Origin of the sequence: Nocardia sp. NPDC050712 (assembly GCF_040654295.1) — a bacterium.
Lineage (GTDB): Bacteria > Actinomycetota > Actinomycetes > Mycobacteriales > Mycobacteriaceae > Nocardia.
In genome coordinates, this window is the sequence record NZ_JBFAHT010000002.1 from 2,016,988 (window position 1) to 2,029,093 (window position 12,106).

General features: G+C 69.9%; 12 protein-coding genes. 8 read left to right on the top strand and 4 right to left on the bottom strand.

All coding sequences use genetic code 11. The annotated features are described in order from the left end of the window. Positions 1-15: 15 nt before the first annotated feature. Genes upp through AB0H76_RS20215 form a run of 3 tightly spaced genes read right to left on the bottom strand, consistent with a single transcriptional unit; the run spans position 16 to position 2,388 of the window. Positions 16-720, bottom strand: coding sequence for a uracil phosphoribosyltransferase (gene upp, locus AB0H76_RS20205; RefSeq protein ID WP_357325804.1), 705 nt, complete (start codon positions 718-720; stop codon positions 16-18). 8 nt (positions 721-728) lie between these two features. Next, positions 729-1,418: an HAD family hydrolase gene (locus AB0H76_RS20210; protein ID WP_357325806.1), complete on the bottom strand. Its 690-nt coding sequence runs from the start codon at positions 1,416-1,418 to the stop codon at positions 729-731. Then, a complete protein-coding gene (locus AB0H76_RS20215; RefSeq protein WP_357325809.1) occupies positions 1,408-2,388 on the bottom strand; it encodes a pseudouridine-5'-phosphate glycosidase in 981 nt (326 codons plus the stop codon). Before AB0H76_RS20215 ends, AB0H76_RS20210 begins: the two co-directional genes overlap by 11 nt. A 178-nt stretch (positions 2,389-2,566) precedes the next feature. On the opposite strand from AB0H76_RS20215, the gene AB0H76_RS20220 reads away from it, so the two are divergent. Both AB0H76_RS20220 and arfB read left to right on the top strand, forming a co-directional pair. After that, positions 2,567-3,763: an acyl-CoA dehydrogenase family protein gene (locus AB0H76_RS20220; RefSeq protein WP_357325812.1), complete on the top strand. Its 1,197-nt coding sequence runs from the start codon at positions 2,567-2,569 to the stop codon at positions 3,761-3,763. Positions 3,764-3,867: 104 nt separating this feature from the next. Beyond that, on the top strand, positions 3,868-4,284 hold the full coding sequence (gene arfB, locus AB0H76_RS20225; protein ID WP_357325815.1) for an alternative ribosome rescue aminoacyl-tRNA hydrolase ArfB: 417 nt from the start codon (positions 3,868-3,870) through the stop codon (positions 4,282-4,284). A gap of 69 nt (positions 4,285-4,353) precedes the next feature. Here arfB and AB0H76_RS20230 read toward each other — a convergent pair whose 3' ends face one another. Next, positions 4,354-5,853, bottom strand: a complete 1,500-nt coding sequence (locus AB0H76_RS20230) for an MFS transporter (protein WP_357325817.1) — start codon at positions 5,851-5,853, stop codon at positions 4,354-4,356. 116 nt (positions 5,854-5,969) lie between these two features. On the opposite strand from AB0H76_RS20230, the gene AB0H76_RS20235 reads away from it, so the two are divergent. From AB0H76_RS20235 to AB0H76_RS20260, 6 genes are all read left to right on the top strand, one after another. After that, positions 5,970-6,644 (top strand): TetR family transcriptional regulator, encoded by a 675-nt coding sequence (locus tag AB0H76_RS20235; protein ID WP_357325820.1) that lies wholly within the window; start codon positions 5,970-5,972, stop codon positions 6,642-6,644. 43 nt (positions 6,645-6,687) lie between these two features. Next, a complete protein-coding gene (locus AB0H76_RS20240) occupies positions 6,688-7,251 on the top strand; it encodes a PadR family transcriptional regulator (protein WP_357325823.1) in 564 nt (187 codons plus the stop codon). Positions 7,252-7,273: 22 nt separating this feature from the next. Further along, entirely contained in the window at positions 7,274-8,050 is a 777-nt protein-coding gene (locus AB0H76_RS20245; RefSeq protein ID WP_357325826.1) for a siderophore-interacting protein, read from the top strand. A gap of 93 nt (positions 8,051-8,143) precedes the next feature. Further along, complete coding sequence (locus AB0H76_RS20250; protein ID WP_357325829.1) at positions 8,144-10,291, top strand: MMPL family transporter; 2,148 nt, start codon at positions 8,144-8,146, stop codon at positions 10,289-10,291. Positions 10,292-10,296: 5 nt separating this feature from the next. Beyond that, positions 10,297-11,463, top strand: a complete 1,167-nt coding sequence (locus AB0H76_RS20255; RefSeq protein ID WP_357325831.1) for a sensor histidine kinase — start codon at positions 10,297-10,299, stop codon at positions 11,461-11,463. A 1-nt stretch (position 11,464) separates the two neighbouring features. After that, positions 11,465-12,103: a response regulator transcription factor gene (locus AB0H76_RS20260; RefSeq protein ID WP_357325834.1), complete on the top strand. Its 639-nt coding sequence runs from the start codon at positions 11,465-11,467 to the stop codon at positions 12,101-12,103. Positions 12,104-12,106 lie beyond the last annotated feature (3 nt).

A 12,106-nucleotide genomic window follows, 5' to 3' on the forward strand; every position in this document is an offset into this window, starting at 1 on the left:
CAGGGCTCCGTACTCTCACGCCCGGGCGGTGGTGCCGTGGAACCGATCACCGAAGTCGCCGATGCCGGGTCGCATGAAGGCTTGGTCGGTGAGGGTCTGGTCGATGTGTGAGGTGATGATGCGCAGGTCCGGCCGCCGTGACAGGACGGTGGCGAGCGCCTCGGGGCAGGTCAGGACGTTGACCACGAGGATGCGGTGCTCCTCCACCCCGGCGGCGACGAGTTCGTTGACGGCGGTCAGCAGGGTGCCGCCGGTGGCGATGGTGGGGTCGAGCAGGAGCACCTCGTTGCCCGCGATCCCGGCGGGCAGCTTGCTGTAGTGCAGTGTCGGCTGTTTGGTGACGGTGTCCCGCTGGATCAGGATCTTGCCGAAGCGGGTGTCGGGCCGGATCTCGCGCAGTCCGCTTTCGAGCGCGTCACCGGCCCGCGGGATCGAGACGGCGTACAACGTCGTGGAGGCCGGTTCCACGCCGTCGAAGACGAAGCCGGTGGGCGTGGTGACCGGGCGCGGGCGATGGTCCCGGTGCGAGAGCGCGTGTTCGAGCAGCAGTCGGATGATGCGCTGGGTCGCGCGGACGAATCGGGCCTGGTCCGTCTCCGCGTCGCGGGCCTCGGTGTGCAGCGCGATCAGGCCCGGCTGGGCGGGCAGGACGAAGACATTGACGCCCAGGTACTTCTCGATATCGACGGGCTCGGTGCTCGGGCGGGTCCATGCGGTCATGGGCTGGCTCACTCTCCACTGCGGCGCAGCAGCGCGCCGGTGACGTCGTCGAAGCTGTGGGCGATGAAATCCGGTGCGGCCGCGATGATCTGCTCGTGGGAGTAGACGCCGAAGGTGACGCCGATCCCGAAAACACCGAGGGCGACGGCGAGTCCGATATCGGCGGCGGTGTCGCCGACGACCGCGCCGTGCGGTCCCGTGTCCGGGCGGCCCAGCGCCGCCAGCGCGACATCGGCGCTCGCGCGGTGCGGTTTGGGATGGGCGACCTCGTCCGCGCCGACGACGACGGCGAACAACTCCCGGATGCCCGCCGCCGCCAGGATCAGCTCGGCACTCTCATGGCGCTTGCTCGTGACAACGGCCGGGACGAATCCGTGGCGGGTCAACCGTTCGAGGCCCGCCCGCACCCCGGGGAACAGCAGGTCGGCGGCCTTCGGCACGATCAGTTCACGATAGCGAGTCAGGTATTCCGCCGAAACCGCCTGCGCGGTGGGCGAATCCGGATCCGTACCGGACAGCGCACCCGCCATCCGCTCCAGCGGCGCGCCGATCAGCCGCCGGGCCGCCTCCTCCCCCGGATGCACGCCGGTGACCTGTTCCACGGCGATCGAGAACTGTTCGGCGATGGCGCGCGGCGTATCGAGCAGGGTGCCGTCCAGATCGAAGAGCAGCACCGAGTGTGCGGCGTCAGTTGACATGAGATATCTCCCGGGCGTTGACGATTCGGTCGACCTCCGACGCGGCGGCGACGCGCGCGACCTCGATCTCGGTGGCCGCGCGGGCGGTGCTGATCAGCACCGCGCGATTGGCGGCCGCGGCGGCGCCGCCGGTCGCGGCGTCGACGGCGCGCAGCACGAACGTGGTGACGGCGGGCCCGCTGACCCGCTCGGCCGCGGCACGTGCCAGCGCCTGCACGATCGCGGCCTCGATGCGGTCGCCGTCGAGCGCGTCCGCGACGGGGATGGGATGGGTGACCAGCACGGAGCCGGTCTTGTTGAGCCGGAGGTGCAGCCGGGCGATCTCGGCGATCTCGCGGGGGTCGTCGATCCGCGCCTGCGTATCGAAACCACTACCGCGGCAATAGAAGGCCGGGAACTCACGGTGCCCGTACCCGATCACCGGTGTGCCCTGGGTCTCCAGGAACTCCAGCGTGCGCCCGGCATCGAGGATCTTCTTGACTCCGGCGCAGACGACGATCAACCGGGTCCGGGCCAGTTCGGTGAGGTCGGCGGAGATATCCATCGAGGTTTCCGCGCCGCGGTGCACACCGCCGAGTCCGGCGGAGGCCACCGTCGTGATCCCGGCCCGGTCGGCGATGGCCATGGTGGCCGCGATCGAGGTCGCGCCCCAGGCCCTGCGCGCCAGCGTGACGGCGATGTCGCGGGTGGTCACCTTGGCCACATCGCTTGCGGTGGCGAGTGTTTCGAGCTCTTCCGGGCTCGCTCCGACCACGATGCGCCCGGGCGCGAGGAAGATCGTGGCCGGCACCGCGCCACCGGCGCGGACCACCGCCTCGACCTCGCGGGCGACCGCGAGATTCTCCGGCCGGGTGAATCCGTGCGCCACCACATTCGATTCCAAGGCGACGATCGGACGCCGCTGCGCGAGCGCCGCCTCGACCTCGTCGGAAACGTGAATCAGCGGCTCGTTGCCGACGACATCAGACACGTACAAACGTCCGTTCGTAGAAGTGAGCTGGTTCGAGCGAAGTCCCTGGTTCCACCCGATATCGTGCGGCCCGCACGGGCGGTTTGGGAACAGTTGCGACCACCGTGATCGGATGTCTTCCGGCAAATGCATTGACGCGCTGTAGTTTTCGGGAGATATCTTCGACGAACGGGGTGTTATGGCTGCGGCCGACGATCTGCGCGCACGACTGGATGTCATCGCCGAGGCGGTCGCCGGACTGGGTGCGGAGGCGGCGGACCGCGACGCCGAACACAAGCTGCCGACCGATCAACTGGCGGGCCTGCTCGCCGCCGGTGCGGGCGCACTGCGGGTGCCGGTCGAATTCGGCGGCGCGGGGGCGCCGGTGAGCACCATCGCCGAGGTGCTGATCGATATCGCCGCGGGCGATTCCAATGTGGCGCAGATCTTTCGCGGCCACCTGGGCCTCACCGAGATCCTCCGGTTCGCCGCTCCCGGCCCGGCCCGCGAGACCCTGCTGCGCGCGGCGGCCGCGGGGCAATTCTTCGGCCCCGCCGGTGCCGAACTGGCCACACCCAACCTGACCGCCCTGGCGACCGAACTGCGCCGCGACGGCGACCGCTACCTGCTGTCCGGCCGCAAGTACTACACCACCGGCAGCCTCTACGCCGACTGGCTCAATGTGCTGGTGATCGACGACGGGGAATTCGTCTCGGCCATCGTTCCCCGGCGCAGTGCGGGCGTCACCATCCTCGACGACTGGGACGGCTTCGGCCAGCGCCTGACCGCGAGCGGCACAGCGGTCTTCGACGAGGTGCCGGTCGATCCGGATTACCTCCTGCGCCACCACAACCCACTCGCCAACGACTACATGGAGGCGTTCTACCAGTTCGTGCTCTCGGCCACCCAGGCCGGGATCGCCCGCGCCGTCGCCGACGATCTGGCCGCCCTGGTTCGCGGCCGCACCCGCTCCTACCCCCTGGCCTCGACACCCGACCCGAGCGCCGACCCGCAGGTCTCCCAGATCGTCGGCGAGGTCTGGACCAAGGCGTACTCCGCACGCGCGAACGTCCTGCAACTGGCGCGCACGCTGGACGCGTTCCACGCCGACCCGTCTCCGCGCCGCGCCCAGCAGGCCCTGCTCGATTCGGCCGCGACCCAGGTGGCCAACACCGAACTCGTCGGCGCCGCGGCCTGGCGGCTCTTCGACGCGGGCAGCGCCACCGCCGTGAAATCCGGGCTCGGCCTGGACCGGCACTGGCGCAACGCCCGCACCGTCTCCTCGCACAACCCCGCCGCGTACAAGGCGGCGCTGCTCGGCGACCACGCCGTCAACGGCACCGCGCCGCGCGCCTTCCTGAACTCCTTCGCCCAGGAGCGCGCCGCGGAGAACTGACGACCGCCGCCCGCATCGGCCGGCGCTATCGTGGACGGCGACGCTGCACCGAAACCGATCGGTCAGCTCGCGGGAAAGAGCGTCGTCCGGATATGGCAGAGGACATGATCGTGACTCGGGCGCTGGTGATCCCCGCGGCCGAATTACGCGAGCGGTTCTCCAGGTCGTCCGGTCCGGGCGGGCAGCACGTCAACACCACCGACAGCCGGGTCGAGCTGTCCTTCGATCTCGCCAACTCCCCTTCCGTGCCGGAGTCGCTGCGCGACCGGATGCTCGAACGCCTGTCCACCCGGCTGGTCAACGGTGTGCTCACGATCGCCGCGTCCGAGCAGCGCGCCCAGCTACAGAACCGCGCGGCCGCCCGCGAACGCCTGCTCACGCTGCTGCGCGCGGCGGCGGCCGCCCCGCCGCCCGTGCGCCGCGCCACCAAACCGTCGCGCGGCGCCAAGGAGCGGCGCATCGCCGCGAAGAAGCGCCGGGGCGTCACCAAACGCAACCGGCGCGCCGGTCCGGACGACTAGCCGCGGCCCGAGACAGCACAACGCCCACGTCACCGTTGACGCGGGCGTTGTGTCGTGCGCACCGATAAATCAGTGCACGATTACGGGTTCCCCTTCCGAGGGCGCCGGAACCGTATTCGGCATCAGGAACGCGGTGATCACCGCGCCCGCCACGAAAATCGCGGCGGCCCAGGAGAAGCTGGTGGTGTAGCTCTCGATCTGGGCCTGCGCCACGGTCAGCGCGCCCGGCTGATGGGCACCGATGTAGTCGGCGGCGGCCGAGGCGGCGATGGTGCTCAGCAGCGCGGTGCCGATCGAGCCACCGACCTGCTGGCTGGTGTTGATCATCGCCGAGGCGACACCCGCGTCCTCGTGCCGCACCCCGGCGGTCGCGCCCTGGAAGGCGGTCGACATCGCACCACCGAGGCCGAGACCCATCAGGACCAGCGCCGGCAGGATGTGGGTGACATAGGAGCTGTCCAGGCTGATCTGGGTCAGCCAGCCCATGCCCGCCGCGGCGACCAGGAAGCCACCGCTCATCACGATCTTCGGGCCGACCTTGGGCAGCAGCAGCGAGGGCACCGTGGTCGAGGAGGCGATCATGCCCGCGACCATCGGCAGGAATGCCAGGCCGGTCGTGATCGGCGAGTAGCCCATGCTCAGCTGCATGTAGTAGGTGAGGAACAGGAAGATGGCGAACATACCGATGCCCATGACGAACACGGTCAGATACGACCCGCCGCGGGTGCGGTCCAGCACGATGCGCAGCGGCAGTAGCGGATTCGCGACCTTGGTCTCCAGCCACACGAACGCCGCGAGCAGTACCGCGCCGCCGATCAGGAAGCCGAGGGTGACCGGATTGGTCCAGCTGGTGGATTCGGCGTGGGAGAAGCCGTAGACGATGCCGAACAGCGCGGCGGTCACCACGAGGGTGCCCGGGATATCGAGCTTGGGCCGCTCGGTGACGACGTGCTTGGCCAGCAGCATGACCGCGCCGACCAGGGCGACGGCCGCGAAGGCGAGGTTGACGAACATCACCCAGCGCCACGAGGCCCATTCGGTGAGCATGCCGCCGAGCAGCAGGCCCAGCGCGCCGCCGGTGCCGGCGACCGCGCCGAAGATGCCGAAGGCCTTGGCCCGCTCTTTCGGTTCGGTGAAGGTGACCGTCAGCAGCGACAGTGCGGCCGGGGCGAGCAGCGCGCCGAAGACGCCCTGGCCGACGCGGGCGGCGACCAGCATCTCGAAACTGGTGGCCGCGCCGCCGATGGCGGAGGCGACCGCGAAACCGATCAGGCCGAGCATGAAGGTATTGCGGCGGCCGAACAGATCACTGAGCCGACCGCCGAGCAGCAACAGGCTGCCGAAGGCGAGCGCGTATCCGGTGACCACCCATTGCCGGTCACCATCGCTGAAGCCGAGGTCCGCCTGCGCCGCGGGCAGCGCGATGTTCACGACGGTCGCGTCGAGCACGACCATGAGCTGTGCCACGCCCAGTACGGCGAGCACCCACCAGCGCAAGGCATGCGAGCCGCGGCGGCCCGGATCCGTTTTCTCGGGGGCAGGTGCCCCACGGTCGAACGTGGTAGTCATGTGTCCCCTTTGTCCCAAGTCTTGATGCGGAGGCATGTTCTCCGCTTACGAGCTAAGCTATCACCTTAACGGAGGAAACGCCTCCGCTTAATCCCGCTTTTGCCTAGGATGTGCCTGTGAATCACGCCACTACCGGGGCCCAACCTCGGCGTCTGCGCGCCGACGCCGCCCGCAACCACCAGCGGATCATCGAGGCGGCCCAGCACCTTTTCGCCGATCGCGGACTCGAGACCACCCTCGATGACGTCGCCGAGCGCGCGGGCGTCGGCGTCGGGACGGTGTACCGCCGCTTCGCCAACAAGAAGGAATTGATCGCCGAGGTCTTCGAGGCCAGCGTCACCGAATTCGGAAGCGCCGCGGAAGCCGCTGCCGCGCACCCGGATCCGTGGGAGGCGCTCGTGCAATTCTTCGAGTACGCCTGCACCCACCTGGCCGCGAACCGGGGCTTCAGCGAGGTGATGCTCGAACTCGAGAACGATCGGGAGCGCTTCGCCCTGATGCGCGACCGGATCAAGCCGACCGTCGCGGCGATCGTCGATCGCGCTCGCGCGGCCGGTGCGCTGCAACCCGATATCGAGGCCTCGGACTTCTTCGCGCTGGTCCACATGGTCGGCGCACTGGCCGAGTTCGCCAAGCCGGTCACCGCGGACCTGTGGCAGCGCTATCTGGCCATCGGCCTCAACGGCGTGCGCGGCGACACCACACCGCGCCGTCCGCTACCGGTGCCGCCCTTGACCGATGAGCAGGTGGAACAAGCCAAATCGCACGTCTGCTCGGGCCGCAAACGCTGAGATCCCCTTGCTCGAGCTATGTCTTAAGATATATCTTGAGCTCGTGGACTCGCGACGCTTTCCCGGACGGGACGACATCGGGCCGGGCGCGGGACGCTTCTTCGGCCCCGGTGAACTACGGCTGGCGCTACTGGCGCTCATCGCCGAGCAGCCGAGCCACGGGTACGAGCTGATGTCGCGGCTGGAAGATCGCTGCGGTGGCTCCTACCGGCCCAGCGCGGGCGCGGTGTATCCGACACTTCAGCAGCTGGAGGACGAGGGGCTGGTCACCCTCGTCCTCGACAGCGGCCGAAAGGTCTTCCACAGCAACGACACCGGGCACGCCGAGGTCGAGGCGAACCGCGCCCGGGTCGAGCGCATCTGGGCGCGGGCCGACCAGCGCGGCGAGTGGGGCATGTTCCGCGATCCCGACGCCGCCGAAATCCTCAAGCCCGCACTGCGTTTGTTCAAGGCCGCGGTCTCGGCGGTCGTGCACGCGCACGGCGATCCCGCCGTGGTCGATCAGGTTCGCGCGATTCTCACCGAGACGACAAGCGAACTGCGGCAGCTCGAGACCGACGCCAAGCGTCGCCACCATCGCCGTCAGCGCGGCCGGCACACCGACTGACACCTGAGATCGAGGGATTTCCATGGCGCATACCGAGAACACCGCGCGCGACGAGCGCCGCGCACGCGGCCTGGGCGACCGGCTGCTCGACCGGTTCTTCAGCACCGCTCACGTGCTGGAAACCGAGCGCATCGCCGCTCGGATGATTCGCATCCGCCTGGGCGGCGAGGCGCTGCGGGCGCTGAGTTTCCGGCCCGGCCAGCAGGTTCGGATCGCCACCGGCGATCAAGCGGCCGACGGCCTGTTCGCGCGCGTCGGCGACCTGCGCACCTACTCGGTGTGGCATTTCGACCAAGAGGCCGGCCAGTTGCATCTGTGCGTGCTGGATCACGGCGACGGCCCGGGCGCACGGTGGGGCCGCGCCGCCGAGGTCGGCGACCAGGTCCGATTCCGCGGGCCCGAGGGCTCGTTCACGCTGCGTCCCGATGCCCCGTATCACCTGTTCGCGGGCGAGGAGACCGCGTCGGTCGCCTTCGGCCCGATGCTGCGCGAGATCCCCGGTGATGTCGCCGTATACGGTGCGATCGAGACATCGACCGCCGCGGATCGTCTTCCCCTGCCGCGCGCCGCCGAGCTGGCCCAGCCGTTGCGCGGCGACGCCTCCGCCGCGGGCTCGGCGATCCTGCTCGACGCGGTCCGCGCGCTCGAGCTGCCCTCGGCACCGGGCGTCGCCTACCTCGCCGGAGAGGCGCGCACCATCCAGCAGATCGCCAAACATCTTGTGCAGGAACGGCATTGGCCGCGCAAGGCCATCCTGACCAAACCCTTCTGGACGCCGGGCAAACGCGGCATGGAGTGATCGCGGAGTCCTTCGTGTCCACCGATCGGTGGACACGAAGTTCGACCGGTCGATGCTGTCGGCGGCACCGGTGCGGCGAGCAGCATTCAGGGCATGCGAAATCGCTTGATAGCCGTGGCCGGGTGGAGTGCGCGCCGTCCGTGGCTCGCCATCGTCGGATGGTTCGTGTTCGTGGCGCTGTGCCTCGGGGTCGGGATGGGGATCGGCGCGAAACCGGCTGCCACCGAAGACTTCCGGATCGGCGAGGCCGGCCGGGGTGAGGCCATCGCCGCCGCGGGCGGATTACAGCAGCGGCCCGTAGAGCGGGTGCTCATCACCGACGACGGTGCGCGCTTGGACGCGTCCGCCGACCGCGCCGCCCAGGACATCGTCGAACGCATGCGCGCCCTGCCCGAGGTGGCATCCGTTGCCGCGCCGGTGTATTCGGCAGACCGGACGGCGCTGCGGGTGGATGTCACCATGGCGGGCGCCGAACTCGACGGCAAGAAGCACGTGACGCCGCTGCGGGCACAGACCGAGGACGTGCAGCGGGCGCACCCCGGGCTGCTGATCGAGGAGACGGGCGGGCCCTCCATCAGCAAAGGGGTCGAGGCGCTGCGCGGGCGGGATCTGGCGCGCACCGAGATGATCGCGCTGCCGGTCACGTTGCTGACGCTGCTGCTGGTGTTCCGGTCGGTGGCGCTGGCGCTGGTGCCCCTGCTGCTGGCGATCTCCGCCATCGTCGCCGCCATCGGGCTGTCGATGCCCGCCTCGCATCTGTTCCCGGACAACGGTGTCGGCACCAACATCATCCTGCTGATCGGGCTGGCGGTCGGCGTCGACTACACGCTCTTCTATTTGAAACGCGCACGCGAGGAACGGGCGCGCTCCGGCGGGACACTGAGTTCCCGGGCGCTGGTGGAAGCCGCCGCGGCGACCTCGGGCCGAGCGGTCGTGGTGTCGGGCCTCGCCGTCGCGATCTCCACCGCCACCTTGTATCTCGCCGACGACGTGATCTTCTCCTCGATCGCGACCGCCGCCATTCTGGTCACCCTGGTAGCGGTGATCAGCTCGCTCACCGCGCTGCCCGCGCTGTTGACGGTGCTCACCGACCGTGCCGCCCGGAAGGCGGCGCCGGTCCGTCGCGAACCCTCGCGGGGCGGCCGGTTCACCGGCTTCCTGCTGCGCCGCATCGCGGCGAACCCGGTTGCCGGACTGCTGGTTTCGGTGCTCGCGCTGCTCGCGCTCACCGCACCGCTGCTCGGGCTCGAACTCAGCGATATGGGCCGCGAGACCCACCCGCGCGCCATCCCGGCCATGCAGACCTTCGATCGGCTCAATACCGCGTTCCCGGAACTGAAGTCGATGCACCAGGTGGTCGTGGCGGCGGACCCGGCGCGCACCGGCGAGGTCACCGGCGCCCTGCGCGCCCTGGCCCAGCGGGCCGCGGCCGACCCGGCGCTGACCGGCACCTTCCAGCTGCGCACCTCGTCCGACAACCGGGTCAGCCTGCTGGAGCTGCCGGTGCCGCACCACGTCAGCGACAAAGCGGCGGTGGCCTCCCTGGACCGGGTGCGCGATGACTACGTGCCCGCCACCATCGGTCGGCTCGCCGATCTCGACTACGCGGTGACCGGCGATGTCGCCCGCTACGCCGACTACCCGGCGCATCAGAAGCAGAAGCTGCCCTTGATCATCGGCGCACTACTGCTGGTGACCTTCGCGCTGACCGCCCTCGCCTTCCGCTCCCCCGTGCTGGGCGCGCTCGGCGTGCTGCTGAACCTGCTCTCGGCGGGCGCTTCGCTCGGCCTGCTCACGGTGGTCTTCCAGCAGACCTGGGCCGAAGGACTGCTCGACTTCGACTCGACCGGCACGATCGGCTCCCGCGTTCCGCTGCTGCTGTTCGTGATCCTGTTCGGCCTCTCGATGGACTATCAGGTCTTCGTGCTGAGCCGCATCAAGGAGGCCGTCGACCACGGCGTGCCCACCCGGCAGGCTGTCCTGGACGGGGTCGGCGGGTCGGCCGGGGTGGTGACCAGTGCCGCGTTCGTCATGGTGACGGTCTTCGCCAGCTTCGTCCCGCTGCACATCATGGAGATGAAGCAGATGGGCTTCGTGCTCGCGGCGGCGGTGCTGCTGGACGCCTTCGTCATCCGGATCGTGATCCTGCCCGCGGCACTGCTCCTGCTCGGCGATCGAACCTGGTGGCCCACCCGCCCCGCCGCCACCGCCGCGGACCGTTCGCCCGTGAAAGTAGGCTGAGCGAAATGAGCCAGCAGCCGCGCACCGAGGATCGAGTCCGGATCCTGCGGCGGTGGTACAGCGGCTGCTGGGTGCTGTTCGGCTTGGGCCCGCCCGTGGTGGCGGTGCACGATCGCGTCGACCTCACCAAGTACGGGACCTGGGCACAGATCGCCGTGCTCGCGGTGAGCTATCTGATCGTGCAGTCGTTCCCGCGCAGTCCGCTGGCCCGGCCGGCCGGATTTCTCGGCCTGCTGGTGCTGGCGCTCGGCGGCACCGCGGTCCTGCTCGACGGCGGCGCGGCGTTCTTCATCGTGTCGCTGCCCATGTTCTGGATGTACACCGCGACGCCGCGCGGGGCGATCGGCTGGACCGTCGCGGCGGCGGTGGCCACGCTGCTCGGGACCGCGGTCGGCGATCAGAACTCCCCGGGCAATGTCGTGTTCACCATGATCGGGCTGGCGGGCGGCATCCTGCTCGGGCTGTGGATGGACCGGGTGCTGAAGCTGGGCGAGGAACGCAACCGGGTGCTCGCCACGGAATTGGCACAGACCCAATCGGCACTGGCCGCCGCGCACCAGCGCCAAGGCGCGGCCGAGGAACGCGAGCGCCTGGCCCGCGAGATCCACGACACCCTCGCCCAGGGTTTCGCCTCGATCATCGTGCTGGCCGAGGCGGCCGGCAACAGCCTCGAGACCGACCCGGTGTCCAGCGCCAAACAGCTGCTGTCGATCCAGCGCACCGCCCGCGAGAACCTCACCGAGGCCCGTGTTCTCGTCGGCGCGGCCCCGGCGCGCGGCGGGGCGGCCGAGGGGATCGCGCCCGCGCTGCGGCACATCCTGGACCGGCTCACCGAGGACACCGGGCTGATCGTGCACGCCGAACTGGCCGATGTCGACTGCGATCAACCCACCCGGATCGCCCTGCTGCGCTGCACCCAGGAATCACTGGCGAACGTGCGCAAACACGCCGGCGCGAGCACGGTCGGCGTGGTGCTGGCCCGCGGCCCCGCCGGTGTGGAACTCGAAATCACCGACGACGGCATCGGATTCACACCGCACCGGGCCCGCGGATTCGGCATCAACGGCATGCGGGCCCGGCTCACCGAACTCGGCGGCGACCTCACCGTGACCAGCTCCCCCGGCGCGGGCACCCGCGTCTTCGCGACCCTGCCCGTGAACGATCGGAACTGACATGGCCGAACGCCTCCGCCTGATCCTCGCCGACGACCACCTCGTCATGCGCGCCGGTATCGCCGCCCTACTCGCCGCCGAACCGACCATCGAGATCGTCGGTGAGGCCGCGGACGGCAGCGAGGCGATCATCCTGGCCGAACGCCTGAAACCCGATGTGGCCCTGCTCGATCTGCGCATGCCGGTCCTGGACGGCGTCGCCGCCACCCGCGAGATCGTCGCCCGGACCGCGACCCACGTCCTCATCCTGACCACCTACGACACCGACGCCGACATCGAACGCGCCGTCGCGGCCGGCGCCATCGGCTACCTGCTCAAGGACACCACCCGCGAACAGTTGGTCGAGGCCATCCACACCGCCGCCCGCGGCCGCACCGTGCTGGCGCCCCGCGTCGCCGAACGCCTGGTGGCCCGCATCCGCCGCCCCGACCCGGTCACCTTGACCACCCGCGAGACCGACGTCCTGCATGCGGTCGCCGATGGCCTGTCCAACCCCGAGATCGGCAAGCGCCTCACCATCGCCGAGGCCACCGTCAAAACCCATCTGCTGCGCATCTTCGCCAAACTCGATGTCAGCGACCGCACCCACGCCGTCGTAGTCGCCATGGACAACGGCCTGCTGTCCCGGGAGCGGCCATAGCGG

Coding starts and splice junctions, on each gene's coding strand:
- upp (WP_357325804.1), bottom strand. CDS start 720: ATGACCGCATGGACCCGCCCGAGCACCGAGCCCGTCGATATCGAGAAG.
- AB0H76_RS20210 (WP_357325806.1), bottom strand. CDS start 1,418: ATGTCAACTGACGCCGCACACTCGGTGCTGCTCTTCGATCTGGACGGC.
- AB0H76_RS20220 (WP_357325812.1), top strand. CDS start 2,567: ATGGCTGCGGCCGACGATCTGCGCGCACGACTGGATGTCATCGCCGAG.
- arfB (WP_357325815.1), top strand. CDS start 3,868: ATGATCGTGACTCGGGCGCTGGTGATCCCCGCGGCCGAATTACGCGAG.
- AB0H76_RS20230 (WP_357325817.1), bottom strand. CDS start 5,853: ATGACTACCACGTTCGACCGTGGGGCACCTGCCCCCGAGAAAACGGAT.
- AB0H76_RS20245 (WP_357325826.1), top strand. CDS start 7,274: ATGGCGCATACCGAGAACACCGCGCGCGACGAGCGCCGCGCACGCGGC.
- AB0H76_RS20250 (WP_357325829.1), top strand. CDS start 8,144: ATGCGAAATCGCTTGATAGCCGTGGCCGGGTGGAGTGCGCGCCGTCCG.
- AB0H76_RS20255 (WP_357325831.1), top strand. CDS start 10,297: ATGAGCCAGCAGCCGCGCACCGAGGATCGAGTCCGGATCCTGCGGCGG.
- AB0H76_RS20260 (WP_357325834.1), top strand. CDS start 11,465: ATGGCCGAACGCCTCCGCCTGATCCTCGCCGACGACCACCTCGTCATG.